Source organism: Pseudomonas sp. PA-4-8C, assembly GCF_021606625.1.
Taxonomy (GTDB): Bacteria; Pseudomonadota; Gammaproteobacteria; order Pseudomonadales; family Pseudomonadaceae; genus Aquipseudomonas; species Aquipseudomonas lactis.
The window spans coordinates 1-23,100 of the sequence record NZ_WKCD01000014.1 but is presented as its reverse complement, the minus strand read 5'-3'; the positions used below and the strand labels follow the sequence as shown (position 1 = coordinate 23,100).

Sequence of the window (23,100 nt, the reverse complement as noted above, 5' to 3'; positions counted from 1 at the left end):
ATGCCACGCCTACTGAGCCTGTTGATGCTGTTGTGCCTCACGTTTAACGCCCACGCCGACAGCTACATCACGCGAACCCTGAACAAACCGGTGCCTGGCGGCGTGGCCGTCGTCGAACTAGGCCCTTCGGCCACAGCGCCGAAAGCCACCTACCAGGGCAAGCCGGTGCTGGTGGTCAAGGAGCGGGACAACTGGCTGGCGATTGTCGGCATCCCGTTGACGGTCAAGCCTGGCAACGAGCGCATCAGCAGCGAGCGGCGCAACCTGCCGTTTATCGTCGGCTACAAGAAGTATCCGGAACAACGCATCACCTTGAAGAACAAAAGCCAGGTCAACCCCGACCCGGCCCAGCTCAAGCGCATCGAAGGCGAATTGGCAGTGCAGCTCAAGGCTTACCGCAGCTTCAGCCCGAATTTGCCGAGCAATCTGGTGCTGGATAAACCGGTGAACGGGCCGCTGTCGAGCAAGTTCGGGGTGCGACGCTTCTTCAACGGCGAAGAGCGCAACCCGCACTCGGGCCTGGACTTCGCCGTACCGGCCGGCACACCGATCAAGACACCCGCCAATGGCAAGGTGATTCTGGTCGGCAATTACTTCTTCAACGGCAATACCGTGTTTGTCGACCATGGCCAGGGTTTTATCAGCATGTTCTGCCATATGTCGAAGATCGATGTGAGGGTGGGTCAGCAACTGGTGCGCGGTGCGGTAGTCGGCAAAGTAGGCTCGACAGGCCGGGCCACTGGGCCGCATATGCACTGGAACGTCAGCCTGAACGATGCGCGGGTAGATCCGGCGATTTTTATCGGCGCGTTTCAACCCTGAATACCGTGGCCGTGAGGGGCGTCAGTGATTTCCTGCGCTGACGCCTGATCTGCCGCAGGTTCGCTGCAATGCACTGTGATCTTCTTACACTTTTGCGATGAACCATCCGACACCCGAGACTCACTCAACCAGCGATTTACACGGACGTAATGAGCAGGACCTGAGCATTGGAGATCCAATTCCCATGAGACTCTTTCCATGTCCCTTACCCCAGCACTGTCAGAGCGACATTCGCAAAACCTCTTGACCTCATCTCACGCCTCACCCGGTACCCCCCCGACCAGCCCGCCTACACCACCCGCAACTCTGCAACAACCTGCATCAGTCCCCTTGCCCGCCGCCGCCAATTACGCCCCCGATCACCCGCCTACTCCCGCCTCGTCAGGTATAACCCCGGCGAAAATGCGATACCAACAGTTGGTGAAGCATTTCAAACCCAGCAATGAAATACAGTTCACCACTGAACACGCGATGCTGACTGAAGACATGCAACGCCTGCACAGCCAGCAACCCGGCTTCAAGGCCTTTGTGCAGGCGCAACTTGAGGAGGCGTTCCCCGCGATCAGGCCGCTGGATACCGACATGCTCAGTTTCAATCGCTACCGCGTGGGCGATGGACGCGAATCACTGGCCTCTTCAGAACCCCTGATGACTGCGCTGGCCAGGATGATCCGCGACATCCAGGCCAACCCGAATGCGTTGATGCGCCCGGAGCGGGGCATAAGCACTCAATTCACTCATCGACGAACCATTGCCGACCTGGCGGTACCGGTCTTTACCGAAGGCACATTGCAATCCATTGCTCGCAGCATTGCCACGCAATACCCGCAGGCGCTTGAAGAATACTGGAGCACACCGCGGCCGGTGGAAAATCAGCCGACTCTCCAGATGCCGCCGCAAGAGCAACTGTTGTTCCTGCACAAAAAGCAGCTGTCGATCCTCGCCTCACTGCGCCTGAGCGATGGCACCCTGAGCGCGACCGGCAAAGACCTGATCGACTCCGCGTTGCGCTACCCCACCCTGCAAGACCGAGAAAAACGCTTCACCGACGGTGATCGCTTTGGGGTGTACCCCGTCACTGTGGATGACCAAACGGAACATGGCGCGATGCTGCCAGGGGCCTTTCTCATCACCCGAAAAGACGGCTCATATGCTACGCCGCCCACCTGGCCGAATGGGCGCGCACTTGCGCTCAACGATGACAATGGCCCCGTCGTGATGTACACGCCCAGCGAAGGTTTCGAGGAATTCGCAACCCCGGCCCATGCGCGCCAGGCTTTGGCCAGCCGCCTGGACCAGGGCGGTGTCGAGGCCAAGTTGCTCCTGCAAGGCCTGCCCCCGGCTCTGCAAAACCGGCCCGATCCTATTACCGGAAAAGATCTGATGTCCAGTGTCGAGCCATCGGCCGGGGATGTGTTGGCGCAATCCATCCCCTGGATGCTCAAACGCCAGCGGGCAGACATTAATACCCACCTGAGCACAGCATTGGCGCCAGGCAAAACCGTCAACCCTCTTCTCGACAGTGCCACATTGGAAGGTATCGATAATGCGGCCGATTGGTCGTACCTCATCGATGGCACCAACGCCATGCTGGCCCGGGACGCCAAACTGACCGACAAACTCCAACCCGAATGGTTGAAGAATCTAAGCCCCTTTCAAGAAGCCTTGTTTTTGCACTTGGAAAAGTCGCAGGAACAGAGCCTGGATGCGCTGACGCCCCTGCTTGAAAAAATCCCGGCGCTGAACACCTTCGCCCGTGATCGCCTGAATGCAGCCATCAAACAGCGATACCCGGCAGCAGAAATCGATGCGGATCAACTCATGGTGCAGGTCCACACCCGCACCGCCATCCACGGTGGGAGAGGGACTGGCCAACCCCTCTATTCGAAACAAGACGCGGTGTCCCTGACCGACTTGGCGCTGAAGAATCCCAGTGGCTTCCCTGCCGTCGAAAGAGGTGTATACACCGATGAGAAAATGACCTTGCCTCTGCGCGACAAGCACGGCAAGCCTGTGCGAGACCTGAGCGGCAAGCCGGTTACCCTGGATACCGACGACCTCAAGGCACTGGTCAATACCACCGATGTCGGGGGCGAATACACCAAACTGCTCAAACAGGAAATGGCTCCAGATGCCCAATCGGGGAGCGCTGTGCACTTGCGCACAGCGTGGAAAGCTCATCTGGCAGACGCGATGGACAAAGAGGCGTTTCTGGCAGAACTCAGCCCCGACGCCTATACGGAACTGGCCAGCGACAACATCCATAAACGCGCGGCGCAGTGGGCGGATGCGGTACTGACTCACCCCGACCCGGCCACCCGCCCTCAAGTCGATGGGAAAACCATCGTCGCCAACAGCCTGCTCCACAGGGGGCTAGCGGTGCAGGGCGTAATGGTGATCGGCAACCAGACAGATCCATCACTGGTGCTGTACACCCCCAAGGCTCCCGACGGCATTACTTATCGCGAAGTGGCGGATCACACGGCCCTCAACACCCTCCTGGAGAAAAAAGAGTGGGCAACCTATATCGCGCAAAGAAAATCACCGGTCAGTAAAGATGAGATCGATCAGTTCAAGGGAGCGCTTAAAGAAGTTGCGTACAACCCAACGAAATTGATGTCCCCCGAACTGGTGGTTTCGTCGGTCAAGCTGCTGGGAGGCGCCACTCGCCTTGAGCCCATAAAAGGTGATTTCCAAGACCATCTGTACAAGCAACACGTACAGATGGCGATCGACCGAGCGGATCACCAGTCCGTAAGCAGTGCGCAGGTCGCACGGCAATCGCTCAAGAACAAAATCGAGTTCGGCATTGAAGTGGCATTGATCTTTACTGACCTGATACCCGTGGCTGGCAAGGGCGTGTCTGCGGGTTTTCGTCTGGGCAAAGCCGGCATCAGCGCACTGCGTGCCAACAGCAGAGTGTTGCCACACCTGATCAAAAGACCCGGCCTGGGACGGGCGATCTACAGTGATTTCACTCTGTCTGCGTCGGGTATCTCCAATGTTCGCGCGGCCCCCATGCGCCCGGTATTCAAATCGTCGACGGCCACAGGCGCGATTACCCCGCGCCCTGGGCCAAGAGCACTGCCTGCGCCCGTCAGCCCAGTGCCGGCGCGCCCCTTCGCCAGCACCGGCAACACTATTGCCGGCTCACGCACGCCCAACGACGCCGTCATTCCAGAGCGCGACTTGAGTGCGTACGCCAGGCCTGGCGACATGATCAACGGTCGGACGCTCAGGAGTGACGGTACCTATAACGTTGGCGACGAGTGGTTCATCCGATTTACCGACAGTACCCGCGTGAGCAGGGTTTATCAGATCGATTCAGCCTTTCACGCTCGCAGTGGCTGGGTCAATATCATCGACCCGAACGTCCCATCAACTGCGCCCAAAAGCAGCAGGATCGTCGCCTCTGTACAACATGCGGGCAACGGTGAATGGCGCCTGAATCAACTGCCCGGTGGAGCCCCCACGCCGACACCGGGAACTTCGACGACAGGCGCCGGGGCCCCTACCCGACCAGCGTTACCAGACGCCGAGTATTTCAGCCTCAACAGAGGGCGGCTGGTCGAAGCCGACTTCACCGCTAAAACCTTGCCTGTGGCCAGGTATTGGTTCAGGCGGGATTTGTATAACTTCTACAAGAACATGCTCACTCAAGGCCAGATGCCGCCGCGCCCGCCCCGGCTGGAGCTCGCACCCGGCACCTCGCCGGCCGACCTGTTGCGTAAGGCCTACGAAATCACTGATGTGGTGGTACTGGGCGAGCGCCATAACGAAATCGCCAGTTTCCAGATGCTCAAAGAGAATATGCAGGCCCTCAAAGAGTCTGGGTTTACCACACTTTATCTTGAGAATGTCGAAACCAATGCCGCGGGCCAGCTCATGGATGTGGGCATGGGGGCCCACCGTCCTCAAGGCGCGTCTCCCACGCTCTCGGAACTGGTTCAACTTGCCAATGACAATGGAATCACCGTCAAATCCCTCGAGCACCACTACTTGACCCGCCGATCGGATATGCCCGATTTCTATAAGTACGTTGGGGACAACGACGAAGGTATTACTCGCCTGCAAGAATTCAATTACTTCGCGAGCCGTATCTTGGAAACACGCAAGCCGGGCGAAAAAGTACTCGCCTTGGTAGGCCGGGCCCATATGAACACGGCCCGAAACGTTCCAGGTCTGGCGGAACTCAATGGAGGGGTGGGCATAGGCGTGTACCCCGACACAACATTCAACAAAAGTGTTGCCATCAGCGGCCCATCAATCCCGAGAGATCCCGGGGCTAACGTCACGAATAGCCTCACGGTAGGGGATTATCAGATCTTCCATAAAGTCACTTGAGCAATCACCGTCGTGCGTTGTTTGCGCGATGGTGAGCCTCTCACTGTCGCATGCTGGGACACGTGAAAACCTCATGACCAAAATTGCGCCACCACCTACAGCAGCGCAACAATGTGAAGAACATAAGATATTATTAGCAATAAATATCTATAAAGCTTGTTTTACACAGAAAATCTATCAATTTTTCCTGGCCACCTTGCCATCTCACTTGGCCACGGTTAGGGTTGGGCTTATGAAAACCTCTCACACCCTCATTCAGCTCCGCCAGCACCGCAGCCTGTGCCTAGTCAGCGCACGACTGCCAGGCTGAATCGATCTGCCTCGTCCTCAAGTTTTATCCCCAATAACAGTTCTACGGCAGGCCGCCTTTTCTCGGCCCCTACAACCAAGGATTTCCCGATGAGCATGCTCAAAGACCCGTCTTCGAAATACCGCGCGTTCCCGACCATCGACATCCCGGACCGTACCTGGCCGTCGAAGACCATCACCCAAGCGCCTATCTGGTGCAGCTCCGACCTGCGTGATGGCAACCAGTCGCTGATCGAGCCGATGGACGCGGTGAAAAAGCTGCGCTTCTGGAAGACCCTGGTGGCCGTTGGCGTGAAGGAAATCGAAGCCTCGTTCCCGGCTGCTTCGCAAACCGACTTCGACTTCGTGCGTACCCTGATCGAAGACAACCACATCCCCGAGGACACCACCATCCAGGTGCTGACCCAGGGCCGTGAAGACTTGATCGCACGCACCTTCGAATCCCTGCGCGGCGCCAAGAAAGCCATTGTGCATTTGTACAATGCCACCTCGCCGTCGTTCCGCCGCATCGTGTTCAACCAGGACAAGGACGGCATCAAGGCCATCGCGGTCAACGCGGCCAAGCTGTTCGTCAAGTACGCTGCCCAGCAGCCGGAAACCCAGTGGACGTTCGAATACTCCCCAGAGACGTTCAGCGCCACTGAGCTGGAATTCGCCAAGGAAGTCTGTGACGCAGTGATCGAGGTGTGGAACCCCACGCCTGAGCACAAGATGATCCTCAACCTGCCCGCCACGGTTGAATGCGCCACGCCGAATATCTATGCCGACCAGATCGAGTGGTTCGGTCGCCATATCAACCGTCGCGACAGCGTGATTATCAGCCTGCACACCCACAACGACCGTGGCACTGGCGTGGCGGCCACCGAGCTGGGCCTGATGGCCGGTGCCGACCGTGTTGAAGGCTGCCTGTTTGGCAACGGCGAGCGCACCGGTAACGTCGATCTGGTCACCGTGGCGCTGAACATGTACACCCAGGGCCTGGACCCGCAGTTGGACTTCTCCGACATCGACGGCGTACGCAAAGTGGTCGAGGAATGTAACCAGATCCAGGTGCACCCACGTCACCCATACGTCGGCGACTTGGTACACACCGCGTTCTCCGGCTCGCACCAGGACGCGATCCGTAAAGGCTTCTCCCAGCAGAAAGACGATGCCTTGTGGGAAGTGCCGTACTTGCCGATCGACCCGGCCGATATTGGCCGCAGCTACGAGGCGGTGATCCGTGTGAACAGCCAGTCGGGTAAAGGCGGTATCGCCTACCTGCTGGAGCAGGAATACGACATCAGCTTGCCGCGTCGCATGCAGATCGAGTTCAGCCAGGTGGTACAGGCCGAAACCGACCGCGTGGGCCTGGAGATGACCGCACCACAGATCTACGCCTTGCTGCAGCGTGAATACCTGCAAGCCAACACGCCGTACGCGTTGGTCAGCCACCGTCTGCAGGAAGAGAATGGCAACAGCTTTGTCGAGGTGGAAGTTTCCGGCAAAGGCCAGGGCGAAACCAACCTGCATTGGAAGGGCAAAGGCAACGGTGCGTTGGAAGCGCTGGTAGCGGGCCTGCCGATTGGCGTGGAGATCATGGACTACAACGAGCACGCGATTGGTGCGGGTACCAATGCCAAGGCAGCGGCCTATATTGAACTGCGCGTGAACGGCGAACGCCCGGTGCATGGTGTGGGGATCGATGAAAACATCACTACCGCCAGCTTCAAGGCGCTGTTCAGTGCGTTGAACCGTTCGTTGAGCCAGTTGGAAGCCAAAGCCGCGTAAGCATTGCCGTAATGCAAAAGGCCCCTGGGTGAGAATCCAGGGGCCTGATCGTTCCCACGCTCTGCGTGGGAATGCAGCCCTGGACGCTCTGCGTCCGCCCTTAGAAGCGGTACGCAGAGCGTCCCAAGAGGCGTTCCCACGCAGAGCGTGGGAACAATCTCAGAGCCTTAGACAAACTGAAAACTATCGGCATCCAGGTTCGCCGGGAACCGCGTACGGTAAGCCGCCAGCTCCGCCGCATCCAGGATCACCTGGAACACCCCATCCGCCTCACCCGCACTCAGCAACGTCTCCCCCTGAAAATCCAGCACCTGGCTATCGCCGGTGTAGGCAAAGCCCTTACCGTCCGTGCCGACCCGATTCACCGCCGCCACGTAACACAGGTTCTCAATCGCCCGCGCCGGCAACAGCCGATTCCAATGCTGACGCCGCGCACCTGGCCAGTTGGCGGTGTACAGCAGCAGGTCCGTATCCTGGGCATCGCGGCTCCACACCGGGAAGCGCAGGTCATAGCAGATCAGCGGACGAATGCGCCAACCCTTCAATTCGAACTGCACCTGGCGCTCGCCTGGGGTGTAATGGTCATGTTCACCGGCCATGCGGAACAGGTGGCGCTTGTCGTAATGCAACACCTCGCCATCCGGCCGCGCCCACAGCAAGCGGTTGCGGTGGCTGCCATCGGCGGCCTGGATGATCACACTGCCGGTAATCACGGCCTTATACTTTGCCGCTTGGGCCTGGAGCCAATGATGGGTGGGGCCGTTTTCCGGCTCGGCGAGGGCTGCCGATTCCATGGAAAACCCTGTGGTGAACATCTCTGGCAGCACGATCAAGTCGGCGCCTTTGGCCTGCTCCAGCAGCAACTCGAAGTGTTCGAAATTGGCCTGGCGGTCATGCCAGGCCAGGCTCGTCTGCACCAGGGCAATGTTCAGATTGGGCAATGTACTCAGATCACGCATAGTTTTTGCGCCGCATGTCGCAGCGTCTCCTCGCGTTTGGCAAAGCACAGGCGCACCAGGCGCTGGCCTTGGGGTGGGTGCTGGTAGAACACCGAAACCGGAATGGTCGCCACGCCATGTTCGCGGGTCATCCACAGGGACATGGCCACGTCATCCAGGTCTGGGCGAATCTGCGAGTAATCCACCAGTTGGAAGTAAGTGCCGGTCACCCGGGTAAAGCTCAAGCGCGATGGCGCCAGCAGCTCGCAGAACAGGTCCCGCTTGGCCTGATAGAAGGCCGGCAGCTCTTCGACATGTTCCGGGTGTTCGGCCATGAAGTCCGCCAAAGCGTACTGCAAAGGGGTCACGCCGCAGAAGTTGACATATTGATGCACCTTGCGCAGTTCGGCCGTCAGGGCCGGAGGCGCGACCACGTAACCGGTTTTCCAGCCGGTCACGTGATAGGTCTTGCCGAAGGAGCTGACCACAAAGGCGCGCTGATACAGTTCCTGATGGGCCAATACGCTGACGTGGGGTACACCGTCGAATACGAGGTGCTCGTAGACCTCATCGCTGACCAGATAAATATCACGGTCGCGGATCAGTTCGGCCAACTGGTCCAGCTCGGCGCGGCTGATCAGTGCGCCGGTGGGGTTATGTGGCGAGTTGATGATGATCATGCGGGTGCGCGGTGACAGCGCCGCCTTGATCTTCTCGAAGTCCAGGGCAAAACCGTCCAGGCTCAGTTGCACGTGCACGCAACGACCACCGGCCAGCTCCACCGAGGGCTCATAGCTGTCGTAGCTGGGGTCGAACACGATGACTTCATCGCCATGATGAATCACCGCCTGAATCGCGCAGAAGATCGCCTCCGTGGCACCAGGGGTGATGGTCACCTCGCTGTCGGCATTGACTGTGGCGCCATAACTGCGAGCAATCTTGGCGGCCACCTGCTGACGCAACACGGGCAAGCCGGTCATGGGCGCGTATTGGTTGTGACCCAGAGCGATATGCTTGCCCACTGCGTCGAGCAAACCTTGCGGGCCATTGAAATCCGGGAAACCTTGGGACAGGTTGAGCGCGCCAGTTTCAGCGGCGAGTTGTGACATGGTGGTGAAAATGGTCGTGCCGACGTTTGGCAGCTTACTGGTGATCATCAAAAGCCCCTGCAGGTGAGCCCCAAGTTTTAAGCTGCCTATTGCATCGGGTCAAGGCACAAACGGTCGCGCACAAAAAAGGGCTCCAAAGGAGCCCTTTTTTGCAGCGTGTCGCTTACCACTCAAAGCTGCCGTTATTTCTTGTCACGGCGCTTCTTGTCGGCCTTCTTGTGGTGAGTCATCAAACGACGCTTCTTGTTCACCTGACGGTCGGTCAGTGTGTTCTTGTTGCCTTCGTATGGGTTATCGCCACCCTTGAACTCGATACGGATCGGCGTACCGACCAGCTTCAAGACACGGCGGTAGGTGTTTTCCAGGTAACGCACATACGACTTGGGCACCTTCTCGATCTGGTTACCGTGGATCACGATAATCGGCGGGTTGGCACCACCCAAGTGGGCGTAACGCAGTTTGATCCGGCGGTTGTTGACCATCGGCGGTGCGTGCTCGCCCACCGCGTCTTCCAGGATCTGGGTCAGACGGTTGGTCGGCCAGCGGGTGACCGCAGACTTGAACGAGTTCTGGACGGACGCGTACAGGTTGCCCACGCCAGTGCCGTGCAGTGCCGAGATAAAGTGGATATCGGCGAATTCGACGAAGAACAAGCGACGTTGCAGCTCGATCTTGACGAAATCACGCTCGCTCGGCGTCATGCCGTCCCACTTGTTGATCGCGATCACCAGGGCGCGACCGGCTTCCAGGGCAAAGCCCAGCAAGTTGAGGTCGTGGTCTACCACGCCTTCGCGGGCGTCCATCACGAAGATCACCACGTTGGCGTCTTTGATGGCTTGCAGGGTTTTGACCACGGAGAACTTTTCAACTTCTTCGTGGATCTTGCCGCGCTTGCGCACACCGGCCGTGTCGATCAGCGTGTACTTTTCCTCGTTGCGTTCGAACGGGATGTAGATGCTGTCGCGGGTAGTACCGGGCTGGTCGTAGACGATAACGCGGTCTTCACCGAGCATACGGTTGACCAGGGTCGACTTGCCGACGTTCGGACGGCCAATGATGGCGATCTTGATACCGTCTTTTTCGCTCGGACCCGGAATGCGCTTGGCTTCCTCGCCTTCAGCAACGATCTCTTCTTCGCCTTCTTCTTCCTCGACATCATCCTTGGGGAAGTCGCGCAGGGCGATTTCCAGCATCTGGGTGATACCGCGACCGTGAGCACCGGCGACCGGGATCGCGTCACCCAGGCCCATCGGGCTGAATTCGGCACGGGCCGCCTCAGGATCGATGTTATCGATCTTGTTGGCGACCAGATAGGAACGCTTGTTGCGCTTGCGCAGGTGCTCGCCAATCATCTGGTCGGCAGCGGTGTAGCCCGCGCGGGCGTCCACCAGAAACAGCACCACATCGGCTTCTTCGATAGCGAGCAGCGACTGCTCGGCCATCTTTTCGTCCATGCCATGCTCGTCACCGGAGATACCACCGGTGTCGACAATAATGTAGGAGCGCCCTTGCCACTTTGCCTCACCGTATTGGCGATCACGGGTCAGACCGGACAAGTCGCCGACAATGGCGTCACGAGTCCTGGTCAGGCGGTTGAACAAGGTGGACTTGCCGACGTTAGGTCGGCCCACCAGGGCGATTACGGGAACCATGCGGCTCTCCACTTCGTTATTTCAGAAAATACAAAAGCCGCTGCAGGGCAGCGGCTGGTGCTCGGGGCGGCATTTGAAATGCCACATGCCCTGCTCTGGCACTACTACTGTAGGAGCGAGCTTGCTCGCGAAAAAACCGAGAACGCCGCGTTTATCCAGAAAACCCGCGTTATCGTTGACGTCCTTCGCGAGCAAGCTCGCTCCTACACAGAGCATTGAAGCAGGGCCGCCTGGGGGTTACCCCAAGCATAGTCAAACCTTTACTTGATGGTCAGGGCTTCCAGCTTGCCGCCGTTGCCATACACATAAAGCATGTTACCCACCACCAGCGGACGCGCACGCAGGCCGTCGCTGTCGATACGCTGGCGACCGACAAAACGACCGTCCACCTGGCTCAGCAGGTGCAGGTAGCCTTCGAAGTCACCCACCGCCACGTAGCTGGAGAAAACTTCCGGTGCCGACAGTTGACGGCGAGCCAGGGAGTCATTGCTCCACAGTGCAGTGGTGGAACGCTCATCGACACTTTCAACGGTGCCGGATGCCAGGCTCACATAGACGCTGCCAAACCCTTGGGCGACACCCGCATAACTGGAAGCATCACGCTGCCAGTTGATGCGGCCGCTTTGCAGGTCCAGCGCGGCAACACGGCCCTGGTAGGTGGCGACGTAGATCGTTTCACCCGACAGCAGCAAGCCGCCGTCGATGTCCACAACGCGATCCAGTTCGGAACGACCTTGTGGGATAGCCACACGGGTTTCCCAGGCCGGCACGCCGTTCTGGGTATTGAGGGCAACCACTTTACCGGTCGACAGGCCTGCAACCGCGAGGTTGTTGGTCACAATCGGACCACTGGTACCACGCAGGGTCAACACCGCAGGGGTGCTGTCGTACAACCAGCGTTGGTCGCCGGTGGAGGCATCCAGGCCGATCACGCGGTCGTCCTGGGTTTGCACCACGACGATATCGCCGTTGGTCGCCGGTGCCGAGAGCACTTCACTGGTCACGCGAGCGCGCCATTTCTCTTCACCGGTGCTGGAGTCCAGCGCGACCACGTCACCCTTGAGCGTACCGATCAGCACCATGCCGTAGCCGACGCCCACACCGCCGGAAACCGGCAGTTCGAGGTCTTTCTTCCACTTGACGTCGCCGTTCATGCGATCCATGGCAACTACAACGCCAGTGGAATCAGTGGCCACGATGTTGTCGCCGTCAATCGCCGGCTGCAACAGGTTATAGAGGTCGCCCTGCCCATCACCAATGGATTGGCTCCATTGTTTTTGCAGGACCACTTCTTCCTTGAAGCTGGTCAGCTCGGCAGGCGGCAGTTCTTTTTTACTGTTGCTGCTGCAACCCGCGGCCAAAACGGCCAGAGCCAGCAATGCTGCATGTTTCCAACGGATCACGTCACGCATCCCCTTTGGCCAAGTCGTCGAGCTTGATTTGTAAGCCACCGACCGCCGCTTCATCAGACAGCGCCGCCTTGGCTTTTTGGTACGCAGCATGGGCTTCGTCGGTACGACCCAATTGGACCAAAAGGTCGCCCTTGAGCTCTTCGCGAGTGGCCACGAATGCCTTGTCAGCATCGCCGTCGAGCAGTTTGAGTGCTTCGTCAGCCTTGTTCTGTGCCGCCAATACCTGTGCCAGGCGCTGACGTGCGATTTCACCCAGGGTCGGGTTGGTCGGCTTGTCGGCGATGGCCTTCAGCTCGGTGGCCGCGTCATCCAGCTTGCCGGTGTCGACCGCGACTTTCGCGACGAACAGGCTGCCGTATTGGGCGTAGGTGCTACCGCCGAATTCGTTTTTCAGCTTGCCGGCCAGGTCTGCAACCTGCGCAGGATCAGGCTTGCCGTCCGGGGTCAGGGTAGTTTCCAGCAATTGCTGATAAACGATCGAGGCGCCTTGGGACTGGTTGGCCTGATACTTGGTCCAGGCTTGCCAGCCGAACACCACCACTAAAGCCAGCAGACCGCCCGTAACCAGGGGCTTGCCGTTACGCTGCCACCAGTCCTTGAACTCGGCCAGTTGCTCATCATCAGTACTCGACACCCCAATACTCCTTAATCGCTAAATTCGGCTGTTCGACAGCTTCAACCCTGCACGACGCAGGTGGCCAAGTGCGCAGCGAGCGCATCAAAGGCAATGTTCTGTTGTTCGCCCTGGCCACGCAGGGGTTTGAAACCTACCACTTGCTGGGCCAGCTCGTCATCGCCGAGGATCAGTGCGTACAGCGCACCGCTCTTGTCGGCCTTCTTGAACTGGCTCTTGAAGCTACCAGCGCCGGCATTGACCTGCAGGCGCAGGCTCGGCAGTTGGTCACGTACTTTTTCGCTCAAGGCCAGGGCCGCCAGTTCGGCAGCCTCGCCGAAGGCGCACAGGTACACGTCCACCTGGCGGGAAATCTCTTGCGGGACCTGCTCCAGGGTTTCCAGCAGCAGGATCAGCCGCTCAATGCCCATGGCAAAGCCTACGCCCGTGGTCGGCTTGCCGCCCATTTGCTCGACCAAGCCGTCGTAGCGACCACCGGCACACACGGTGCCCTGGGCGCCGAGCTTGTCGGTGACCCACTCGAACACGGTCTTGCTGTAGTAGTCGAGGCCACGCACCAGCTTGGGGTTGATCACGTAGGGAATACCGGCTGCATCCAGGCGAGCCTTGAGGCCCTCGAAGTGCACGCGGGACTCGTCGTCCAGGTAATCGGCCATTTTCGGCGCATCGACCAGCACGGCCTGGGTGTCGGCGTTCTTGGTATCCAGGACGCGCAACGGGTTGGATTTCAGACGGCGTTGGCTGTCTTCGTCCAGTTTGTCCAGGTGGGCGGACAGGTACTCGACCAGGGCTTCGCGGTAGCGCCCACGGGACTCGCTGGTGCCCAGGCTGTTGAGTTCAAGCTTGACCGCATCACGAATGCCCAACTGGCCCCATAGGCGCCAGGTCAGCACGATCAGCTCGGCGTCGATGTCCGGGCCGTCCAGGTTGAAAACTTCGCAACCGATCTGGTGGAACTGGCGATAACGGCCTTTCTGAGGGCGCTCGTGGCGGAACATCGGGCCGATGTACCACAGCTTCTGGGTCTGGCCACCACCGGTGATGCCATGTTCCAGTACGGCGCGCACGCACGCGGCAGTGCCTTCCGGACGCAGGGTCAGGGAGTCGCCGTTGCGGTCTTCAAAGGTGTACATCTCTTTTTCGACGATGTCGGTCACTTCACCGATGGAGCGCTTGAACAGTTCGGTGAACTCGACGATCGGCATGCGGATCTGCTTGTAACCGTAGTTATCCAGCAGGCGCGCGACCGTGCTCTCGAAGTAGCGCCACAGTGGCGTCTGCTCCGGCAGGATGTCGTTCATGCCACGAATGGCTTGCAGAGACTTGCTCACATCAGATCCTTAAATTCGGTCAATCAGCCGCGAGCGATCAGCGCTGCGTCAGCGGCGACCTTCTCGGCCGCTTTCTCGCGGATCAGCTTTTCCAGCTCATCCACCAGATTGTCATTCGTTAGCTTCTGCGACGGCTTACCGTCGATGTAAATCAGGTTCGGTGTACCACCGGTCAGGCCCACGTGGGCCTCTTTGGCCTCACCCGGCCCGTTGACCACACAACCGATCACTGCGACATCCAGCGGCACCAGCAGGTCTTCGAGGCGCAACTCCAGGTCGTTCATGGTTTTCACCACGTCGAAGTTCTGCCGCGAGCAACTCGGGCAGGCGATGAAGTTGATACCACGGGAACGCAAACGCAGGGATTTGAGAATGTCGTAGCCGACCTTCACTTCCTCTACGGGGTCTGCCGCCAGGGAGATGCGGATAGTATCGCCAATCCCTTCGGCGAGCAGCATACCGAGACCCACCGCAGATTTCACCGTGCCTGAGCGCAAACCGCCCGCTTCAGTGATACCCAGGTGCAACGGTTGCACGATTTCCTTGGCCAGCAGGCGATAGGCTTCTACGGCCATGAACACGTCGGAAGCCTTTACGCTGACCTTGAAGTCCTGGAAATTCAGGCGTTCAAGGTGTTCAACGTGGCGCAGTGCAGACTCAACAAGGGCCGCCGGCGTGGGCTCGCCGTATTTTTTTTGCAGGTCTTTTTCCAGGGAGCCGGCGTTGACGCCGATGCGGATCGGAATACCACGATCCCGGGCAGCATCAACCACGGCACGCACGCGATCTTCACGCCCGATGTTGCCGGGGTTGATACGCAGGCAGTCCACACCCAGTTCGGCCACGCGCAATGCGATCTTGTAGTCGAAGTGAATATCGGCAACCAGTGGCACCTTGACCAACTGCTTGATACGACCAAAGGCCTCGGCTGCGTCCATGTCCGGAACGGACACCCGCACGATGTCCACGCCGGCAGCTTCCAGACGGTTGATCTGGGCCACGGTGGCGGCCACATCGTTGGTGTCGCTGTTGGTCATGCTCTGCACTGCGATGGGGGCATCGCCACCCACCGGCACCGAGCCGACCCAGATCTTGCGCGATACGCGACGTTTGATTGGAGATTCGCCGTGCATGACTATTGTCCCAACTTGAGGCGAGCAGTCTCGCCACTGGTGAACGGCGCCACGTCTACAGGCTGGCCGTTGTAGGCCACTTGCGCGCCACGGGCAAAGCCCAGACGCAGCGTCAAAGGAGGCTTGCCGCCCTGGTCAAGCGTATCTCCCTTACGCTTCAAACCGCTGAACAGCACTTTGCCGTTGCCATCGGTGACCTGCGTCCAGCAGTCAGCGATGAAGGTAATCTGTACGCGCCCATCACCGGCGATCAACGCAGGGGTGGTGGGAGGCGACATCGCCGGCGCTGCGGGTGCGGCTGGCGCAGGGGTCGCAGGAGCAGGTGTCGGAACCACCGGAGCCTGGGCCACGGGTGCTGCCGGAGCGGTTGGAACCGCCGGAGCCGGCACCGCAGCCGTCACAGCCGGGGCCGTGCCAGCGTCTGGCGCGGGTTGCTCGGCAGTGGCCGGCGCTTGCGGCGCGGCTTGCCCTTCTACCACGGCCTGGTCTTCCGGCTCGTCCAACGGGTGAATCTGGGTAGTGCCGTCGGCGCTTTCGACTTCGACATGTTCCATGGCATTGCTGGTCAGGTCTTTGTTGCGCTGGGAGGTCTGGTCCTGCCACCAGACAAAACCGCCGCCGACCACGGCAATCAGCAACAACAGGCTGACAATTCGCAAAATCGTGTGGGAAACCCGCGTTGGCTCCTCGATACGCCCCAACCCATGGACATTACTGCCCTGGGCGTCGGTACCGGTGAACTGGTCGAACTCCTGGACCAGCACGGCCTGGTCGATGCCCAGCAATTTGGCATAGGCGCGGATATAGCCGCGGGCAAAGGTGTGCCCAGGCAGCTTGTCGAACGCGCCGGCTTCCAGATTGGCCAGGGAGGTGCTGGTCAAATTGAGCTTGAGGGCCACTTCCGCCAGCGACCAACCATTGCTTTCGCGGGCCTGGCGCAAGGTTTCGCCTGGGTTGACGCGATTAGCTGCTACATCTTCCGGGTGCGCGGCTTTCATCATTGCTCCGACAGGTATTGCTGATATTCCGGCGTACCGGGATAGAGTCGTTCGAGTTGCTGGCCAAAACGTGCGGCCGTGTCGTGTTCTTCATGAACCGTCGCCAGGCGCACACCGAGCAATAGACTACGTGCATTTTGCCCGCTGAGCAGGCTAAAACGCTCGTAATAGTCACGTGCCGGCACATAATGCCTGTCTTCGTAAGACAACTCAGCCATTTCGAGCAATGCCCGTGGCTGGTGACTGTTCAAATGCAGGGCTTTTTCCAGTTGCTGGCGGGCGCTGTCGCGTTGGCCGAGGCGCATCGAGGTAACACCGAGGTTCTCGAACACCCGCGAACGCTGCGGGTAGAGAGTATCGGTGGCGGCTTGCTGGAAATAACGTGACGCCAGGTCATACCGTTGCTGTTCGAACAGGAAACTGCCGTAGTTGTTCAGCAGCCGCGGGTCGGCAGGACGGGAGGCCAGGGCCTTGTGAAAATAGCGGTCGGCCAGCTCGGGCTCGGCCTGGGCCTGAAACACCAGGGCCAGCGCAGCATTGGCATCAGCATCATCGGCGTCCAGCTCAAGGGCCTTTTTCAACGGCACCTTGGCCTGCTCGCTCATGCCTTGGCGCAGGTACCCCAAACCCAGTTGCACATAGGCAACTCGCGCCTCATCACGGCCTTTATCAGTGCGCAACGGGCTGTCATGGCCCGATGAAACGCAACCGGCCACGAGGCCGGTAAACAGTAAAAGCAGCGCAAGGCGCAAGGGCATAGAGATCCTCTCTCAGATTCGATTCACAGCGATTTGCGGCAAATCTTCAGCGGCGTTAAGTTCGCGCACGGCGATATAACGTTCACTGCGGCGGGTGCGGTCCATCACCTGCCCTACCAATTGGCCACACGCGGCGTCGATGTCTTCACCACGGGGGGTTCGCACAGTGACGTTATAGCCGGCCTGGTGCAGTTGATCCTGGAAACGACGGATGGCGTTGTTGCTCGGCCGCTCGTAGCCAGAATGGGGAAACGGGTTGAACGGGATCAAGTTGATCTTGCACGGGGTGTCCTTGAGCAATTCGATCATCTCGACCGCGTGTTCCAGCTTGTCATTGACGTCCTTGAGCATGGTGTACTCAATGGTCAACACACGCTTTTCACCCAGGGTCGCCATATAACGCTGGCACGACTCGAGCAGCATCTTAAGCGGATACTTCTTGTTGATCGGCACCAATTGGTTACGCAATGCGTCATTAGGTGCGTGCAGCGACAACGCAAGGGAGACGTCAATGTGCTTGGCCAGCTCATCGATCATCGGTACCACGCCGGAGGTCGACAGGGTCACACGGCGCTTGGAGATGCCGTAGCCCAGGTCGTCCATCATCAGGTGCATGGCCGCAATCACGTTGTCGAAGTTCAGCAGCGGCTCACCCATGCCCATCATCACCACGTTGGTGATGGCACGGTCGACGGTCGCCGGGACGCTGCCAAAGGATTTGTTGGCAATCCACACCTGGCCGATAACTTCGGCGGCGGTGAGGTTGCTATTGAAGCCTTGCTTGCCGGTGGAGCAGAAACTGCAATCCAGGGCACAGCCTGCCTGGGACGAAACGCACAAAGTGCCACGTTTGCCCTGGGGAATGTACACGGTCTCGACACAGCTGCCGGACGCCACGCGCACGACCCACTTACGGGTACCGTCGCTGGAGATGTCCTCGCTGACCACTTCGGGACCACGCACCTCGGCAATGGCCTTGAGCTTGTCGCGCAGGGCCTTGCTGACGTTCGTCATGGCGTCGAAATCGTCGACGCCAAAGTGGTGAATCCACTTCATTACCTGACCGGCACGGAAACGCTTCTCCCCGATTGAGTCGAAGAATTTCTCCATTTCCGGCTGAGTCAGACCCAGCAGGTTGGTTTTAACAGTCGATGTAGTCATGGATTCACCCTCACTCTTTAAGCCGATGCTTAGCGAGCGGTTACTTCAGTAGCAGCGAAAAAGTACGAGATTTCGCGAGCAGCGGCAGCTTCAGAGTCCGAGCCGTGAACAGCGTTGGCGTCGATGGATTCAGCGAAGTCAGCACGGATGGTGCCAGCAGCCGCTTCTTTAGGGTTGGTAGCGCCCATCAGCTCACGGTTCAGAGCGATAGCGTTTTCGCCTTCCAGAACCTGAACAACAACAGGACCGGAGATCATGAAGGCAACCAGGTCGCCGAAGAAGCCACGAGCGCTGTGCTCAGCGTAGAAGCCTTCAGCTTCAGCCTTGGACAGTTGCTTGAGTTTCGAAGCTACAACCTTCAGGCCGGCTTTTTCGAAACGAGTGGTGATCTCGCCGATGACGTTTTTTGCAACAGCGTCAGGCTTGATGATGGAGAAAGTACGTTGAACAGCCATGGTGTAACTCCAGAAACGGTAATTTACGAAAAATTAAACCCGCGAATTATACGCGGGTTATTGGGTATTGCCTAACTGCGTGAGGGAGGCGTCAGTCCTGTTCTTCTTTCCAGGCAGTCTGGATAGCTTCCAGGACCTTTTCACCACCACGATCACGCTCATCTTCGAACCCAGGCAACGCCATGACCATGTCACGCAAAGCCACAAAGTTCAGGGAGTAAGGATCCAGATCCGGGTTGCCATCAGCCAACAGGATAGCGATCTCTTGTACATCAACCCATTTAAGACTCATGACACTTCCTTGAATCAATGCGGCGCTTCGGCCGCATGGTTGAGCGAATATTTCGGGATTTCGACGGTGAGGTCTTCAGTCCCCACTTTCGCCTGGCAACTGAGGCGCGACGTCGCCTCCAGGCCCCACGCCCTATCAAGATAGTCTTCTTCCAGGTCGTCAGCCTCATTGAGGCTATCGAAACCTTTACGAATGATGCAGTGGCAAGTGGTGCAGGCATTGACACCGCCACAGGCACTTTCGATCTCGATGTGGTTGTCATGCGCGACGTCGAGCAGGGACTTGCCGGTCTCGGCCTCCACGACCATGCCATCCGGGCAATGCTCGGCGTGCGGTAGAAAAGTGACCTGCGGCATCAGTTATTCCTCAATTTCATTCAGGTTGCGGCCCGCCAGCGCGGCTTTAACCGTCTGATCCATACGGCGGGCGGCAAAGGCATCAGTCACTTGCGACAGGCGCTTGGTCTGTTGCTCGATGGCGTAGCCATCGTTGCCTTTCATCAGTTCGGCCAGTTCCTGCATTTGCAGGTCAATGACCATGCGTTCTTCAGCATCCAGCAGGCGCTCGCCATCGGCTTCAAGGGCACCCTGCACCGCTTCGAGCAGGCGCTGGGCATCCACTTGCTGCTCGCGCAATACGCGGGCGACCTTGTCGTCACCGGCATACTGGAACGAATCCTTGAGCATCTTGGCGATTTCGCCATCGGTGAGGCCGTAGGACGGCTTGACCTGGATGCTGGCCTCCACGCCCGAAGCCAGCTCACGCGCAGCCACGCTGAGCAAGCCATCGGCATCGACCTGGAAGGTCACGCGAATCTTGGCGGCACCGGCCACCATCGCCGGAATGCCACGCAATTCAAAGCGCGCCAGGGAACGGCAGTCGCTGATCAGCTCGCGCTCACCTTGCAGCACATGAATCATCATGGCTGTCTGGCCATCTTTGTAGGTAGTAAAGTCCTGGGCACGGGCGACGGGGATGGTGGTGTTGCGCGGAATCACCTTCTCCATCAGGCCACCCATGGTTTCCAGGCCCAGGGACAACGGGATCACGTCGAGCAACAGCAATTCGCCGCCATCGCGTTTGTTACCAGCCAGGGTATCGGCCTGGATGGCAGCGCCGATGGCGACCACTTGATCCGGGTCGATTTCGGTCAGCGGTTGGCGCCCAAAGGCTTCGGCGACCGCTTCGCGCACGCGCGGCACGCGGGTGGAACCGCCGACCATGACCACTGCACCGACGTCTTCCAACTCGATACCGGAATCACGCACAGCACGACGACAGGCTTTGAGGCTGCGGGCGACCATCGGCTCGATCAGCGCATCAAAGGCTTCGCGGGTCAGCTGTGCCGACCAGTCACCGTAGGACACTTCAACAGAAGCAGCGTCAGTCAGCGCCTCTTTGGCCGCGCAGGCAGTTTGCAGCAGGTTGCGCTGCGCGCCTGGGTCCAGGTCGGCCGATAAGCCAGCACTGCTGATGATCCAGCCAGCAATAGCGTGATCGAAATCATCGCCACCCAGGGCGCTGTCGCCGCCGGTCGCGAGCACTTCGAACACACCGCCGGTCAGGCGCAGGATCGAAATATCGAAGGTGCCGCCGCCCAGGTCATAAATAGCGACCAGGCCTTCAGCGTGCTGATCGAGGCCGTAGGCCACCGCCGCCGCAGTCGGTTCGTTGAGCAAGCGCAGCACGTTCAAGCCGGCAAGTTTCGCCGCATCCTTGGTGGCTTGGCGCTGGGCGTCATCGAAATACGCCGGAACAGTGATCACCGCCCCTACCAGCTCACCGCCCAGGGTGCTTTCTGCACGCTGGCGCAGCACCTTGAGGATATCAGCCGACACTTCCACCGGGCTCTTGGGCCCCTGGACGGTGTCGATGAACGGCATATGGGATTCACCGCCGACAAAGCGGTACGGCAGTTGGTCGCCCAATTGCTTGACGTCGGACAACCCACGACCCATCAAGCGCTTGACCGACAACACCGTGTTCAAAGGGTCTGCGGACGCGGCCAATTTGGCCGATTCGCCCACTTCAGTGCGGTCGGCGTGATAACGCACGGCGGACGGCAGGATCACCTGCCCATCGGCGTCAGGCAGTGGCTCGGACAGGCCGCTGCGCAAGGCAGCAACCAGGGAATTGGTGGTGCCCAGGTCAATCCCGACCGCCAGGCGACGCTGGTGCGGTTGAGGGCTTTGGCCGGGTTCGGCGATTTGCAGTAGAGCCATGGTAATCAGGTCTTATCTGTCTATCAGGCGTGCATCACGGGCAGCACTGGGTTAATCGTCGAGGCGCTCTTCTAGCTGGCGCACTTCGTAGGTGAGCTTGTCGAGGAATTGCATGCGCCGCATCAGGCGTTCGGCCTGCTCACGTTGCGCCGCATCATCCCAACAGGCTGCGAAGCTTTCGTTGAGCTCATCCTGGGCCGCCTTCAGACGGCGCTTGAAGACCACGACACCCGCCACATCGGCTTCGTCCTGCAAGTCTTCGAGCTCTTCGCGCCACTGCATCTGCTGCATCAGGAAGTCCGGGTCATGCACGGTGACTTCCATCGGCAACTCGCCGCCCGTCATCGCCAGTAAATAACGTGCGCGTTTCGGGGGGCTTTTTAGCGTCTGATAGGCTTCGTTGAGGCTGGCCGATTGCTCCAGCGCCAAGCGTTGCTCACGCTCGGAAGCGTCGGCAAAGCGGTCCGGATGCACGCCACGCGCCAATTCACGGTAGCGCGTGGCAAGCTGCTCAAGGTCCAGCCGAAAGCTCGGCTGCAGCTCGAATAAAGCGAAATGACAAGGAGTACCCACGAGTAGCCTCAGATGTTGAAGCTTTCGCCGCAGCCACATTCACCGCGCACGTTAGGGTTGTTGAACTTGAAGCCTTCGTTCAACCCTTCCTTGACGAAATCGAGTTCGGTGCCGTCCAGGTAGGTCAGGCTTTTGGGGTCGATAATCACTTTCTCGCCGTGACTTTCGAACACCTGATCCTCTGCAACCACCTCGTCGACAAACTCCAGCACGTAGGCAAGGCCGGAACAGCCCGTGGTGCGTACACCCAGACGAATCCCCTCACCTTTACCGCGCCCATTCAGGGAGCGGCGAATGTGCTGCGCAGCCGCTTCTGTCATGCTGATAGCCATCGTTGACTCCTTACTCGTCGCCAAATGCTTAGATCAAGCCTTTCTTCTGCTTGTAGTCGCGAACGGCCGCCTTGATGGCGTCTTCCGCGAGTACCGAGCAGTGGATTTTCACTGGCGGCAGCGCCAGTTCTTCGGCCAGCTGGGTGTTGCTGATGGTGACAGCCTCATCCAAGGTCTTGCCTTTCATCCATTCGGTCGCCAAGGAACTGGAGGCGATGGCCGAACCGCAGCCGTAAGTCTTGAATTTGGCGTCTTCGATAACACCAGCATCGTTGACCTTGATCTGCAGGCGCATCACATCGCCGCACGCCGGAGCGCCGACCATGCCGGTGCCGACATCAGGATCTTCCGCGTTCATCTTGCCGACGTTGCGCGGGTTTTCGTAGTGGTCGATGACCTTTTCGCTGTAAGCCATGGTACTGAATCCTCACTCATCAGGGCCGCTCTGGAACCCTGTAGAAACGCCTGCGTTTTCCGCCACGTTCCTACAGAGCTTGGGTGGCGGCTTCTATAGTTAGTGTGCCGCCCACTCGATCTTGGAAATATCGACACCGTCTTTGTACATGTCCCACAGTGGCGACAGAACGCGCAGCTTGTTGACGGCTTCGCAGACCTTCTGCGCGGCGTAGTCGACTTGCTCTTCGGTGGTGAAGCGGCCGAACGTAAAGCGGATCGAGCTGTGTGCCAGTTCGTCGTTGCGGCCCAGGGCGCGCAGTACATACGAAGGCTCAAGGGACGCCGAGGTGCAGGCCGAACCGGACGATACCGCCAGGTCCTTGAGCGCCATGATCAGCGACTCGCCTTCGACGTAGTTGAAGCTCAAATTCAGGTTGTGCGGTACACGGGCGGTCATGC

The 23,100-nt window shown here is 59.2% G+C and carries 21 protein-coding genes and 1 pseudogene; 3 read left to right on the top strand and 19 right to left on the bottom strand.

The window, feature by feature from the left end; translation table 11 throughout:
- The 3 genes from GIW04_RS04625 to leuA all read left to right on the top strand — a co-directional run bounded on the left by GIW04_RS04625 (position 1) and on the right by leuA (position 7,245).
- Positions 1-822, top strand: a complete 822-nt coding sequence (locus tag GIW04_RS04625; protein WP_120248563.1) for a M23 family metallopeptidase — start codon at positions 1-3, stop codon at positions 820-822.
- Between the two features lie 528 nt (positions 823-1,350).
- Entirely contained in the window at positions 1,351-5,166 is a 3,816-nt protein-coding gene (locus tag GIW04_RS04620; RefSeq protein WP_236478937.1) for a membrane-targeted effector domain-containing toxin, read from the top strand.
- Between the two features lie 399 nt (positions 5,167-5,565).
- A complete protein-coding gene (leuA, locus tag GIW04_RS04615) occupies positions 5,566-7,245 on the top strand; it encodes a 2-isopropylmalate synthase (RefSeq protein ID WP_014719812.1) in 1,680 nt (559 codons plus the stop codon).
- 167 nt (positions 7,246-7,412) lie between these two features.
- Here the strand turns inward: leuA and GIW04_RS04610 are convergent, their stop codons facing one another.
- From GIW04_RS04610 to GIW04_RS04520, 19 genes and pseudogenes are all read right to left on the bottom strand, one after another.
- Positions 7,413-8,204: an amidohydrolase gene (locus GIW04_RS04610; RefSeq protein WP_120248640.1), complete on the bottom strand. Its 792-nt coding sequence runs from the start codon at positions 8,202-8,204 to the stop codon at positions 7,413-7,415.
- Positions 8,192-9,340 carry a pyridoxal phosphate-dependent aminotransferase gene (locus GIW04_RS04605; RefSeq protein WP_120248562.1) on the bottom strand — a complete coding sequence of 383 codons (1,149 nt, stop codon included), beginning with the start codon at positions 9,338-9,340 and terminating at the stop codon, positions 8,192-8,194. Before GIW04_RS04605 ends, GIW04_RS04610 begins: the two co-directional genes overlap by 13 nt.
- A gap of 134 nt (positions 9,341-9,474) precedes the next feature.
- A complete protein-coding gene (gene der, locus GIW04_RS04600; protein ID WP_003194008.1) occupies positions 9,475-10,944 on the bottom strand; it encodes a ribosome biogenesis GTPase Der in 1,470 nt (489 codons plus the stop codon).
- A 21-nt stretch (positions 10,945-10,965) separates the two neighbouring features.
- Entirely contained in the window at positions 10,966-11,139 is a 174-nt protein-coding gene (locus GIW04_RS04595) for a hypothetical protein (RefSeq protein WP_158497562.1), read from the bottom strand.
- 65 nt (positions 11,140-11,204) lie between these two features.
- Entirely contained in the window at positions 11,205-12,356 is a 1,152-nt protein-coding gene (gene bamB, locus GIW04_RS04590; protein ID WP_003194009.1) for an outer membrane protein assembly factor BamB, read from the bottom strand.
- Positions 12,349-12,990, bottom strand: a complete 642-nt coding sequence (locus tag GIW04_RS04585; protein ID WP_003194010.1) for a YfgM family protein — start codon at positions 12,988-12,990, stop codon at positions 12,349-12,351. Before GIW04_RS04585 ends, bamB begins: the two co-directional genes overlap by 8 nt.
- Before the next feature lie 41 nt (positions 12,991-13,031).
- A complete protein-coding gene (gene hisS / locus GIW04_RS04580; protein WP_003194011.1) occupies positions 13,032-14,321 on the bottom strand; it encodes a histidine--tRNA ligase in 1,290 nt (429 codons plus the stop codon).
- A gap of 23 nt (positions 14,322-14,344) precedes the next feature.
- Positions 14,345-15,454: a flavodoxin-dependent (E)-4-hydroxy-3-methylbut-2-enyl-diphosphate synthase gene (gene ispG, locus GIW04_RS04575; protein WP_003175952.1), complete on the bottom strand. Its 1,110-nt coding sequence runs from the start codon at positions 15,452-15,454 to the stop codon at positions 14,345-14,347.
- A 2-nt stretch (positions 15,455-15,456) separates the two neighbouring features.
- A complete protein-coding gene (locus GIW04_RS04570; protein ID WP_034133609.1) occupies positions 15,457-16,452 on the bottom strand; it encodes a RodZ domain-containing protein in 996 nt (331 codons plus the stop codon).
- On the bottom strand, positions 16,452-17,210 hold the full coding sequence (pilW, locus tag GIW04_RS04565) for a type IV pilus biogenesis/stability protein PilW (protein WP_003194013.1): 759 nt from the start codon (positions 17,208-17,210) through the stop codon (positions 16,452-16,454). Before pilW ends, GIW04_RS04570 begins: the two co-directional genes overlap by 1 nt.
- 12 nt (positions 17,211-17,222) lie before the next feature.
- Complete coding sequence (gene rlmN / locus GIW04_RS04560) at positions 17,223-18,371, bottom strand: 23S rRNA (adenine(2503)-C(2))-methyltransferase RlmN (RefSeq protein ID WP_236478936.1); 1,149 nt, start codon at positions 18,369-18,371, stop codon at positions 17,223-17,225.
- Between the two features lie 29 nt (positions 18,372-18,400).
- The gene (ndk, locus tag GIW04_RS04555; RefSeq protein ID WP_003175956.1) at positions 18,401-18,826 is read right to left on the bottom strand and encodes a nucleoside-diphosphate kinase; all 426 of its coding nucleotides are present in this window, start codon (positions 18,824-18,826) and stop codon (positions 18,401-18,403) included.
- A gap of 91 nt (positions 18,827-18,917) precedes the next feature.
- Entirely contained in the window at positions 18,918-19,118 is a 201-nt protein-coding gene (iscX, locus tag GIW04_RS04550) for a Fe-S cluster assembly protein IscX (protein WP_003194015.1), read from the bottom strand.
- A 14-nt stretch (positions 19,119-19,132) separates the two neighbouring features.
- Complete coding sequence (fdx, locus tag GIW04_RS04545) at positions 19,133-19,474, bottom strand: ISC system 2Fe-2S type ferredoxin (RefSeq protein ID WP_003194016.1); 342 nt, start codon at positions 19,472-19,474, stop codon at positions 19,133-19,135.
- Between the two features lie 3 nt (positions 19,475-19,477).
- Entirely contained in the window at positions 19,478-21,340 is a 1,863-nt protein-coding gene (gene hscA / locus GIW04_RS04540; protein ID WP_003194017.1) for a Fe-S protein assembly chaperone HscA, read from the bottom strand.
- A 51-nt stretch (positions 21,341-21,391) separates the two neighbouring features.
- Entirely contained in the window at positions 21,392-21,913 is a 522-nt protein-coding gene (gene hscB / locus GIW04_RS04535) for a co-chaperone HscB (RefSeq protein ID WP_003194018.1), read from the bottom strand.
- A gap of 8 nt (positions 21,914-21,921) precedes the next feature.
- Positions 21,922-22,245 (bottom strand): iron-sulfur cluster assembly protein IscA, encoded by a 324-nt coding sequence (iscA, locus tag GIW04_RS04530; protein ID WP_003175963.1) that lies wholly within the window; start codon positions 22,243-22,245, stop codon positions 21,922-21,924.
- Between the two features lie 28 nt (positions 22,246-22,273).
- A complete protein-coding gene (iscU, locus tag GIW04_RS04525) occupies positions 22,274-22,660 on the bottom strand; it encodes a Fe-S cluster assembly scaffold IscU (protein WP_003175965.1) in 387 nt (128 codons plus the stop codon).
- A gap of 99 nt (positions 22,661-22,759) precedes the next feature.
- Positions 22,760-23,100: pseudogene (locus GIW04_RS04520) on the bottom strand (IscS subfamily cysteine desulfurase); the annotation flags it as partial.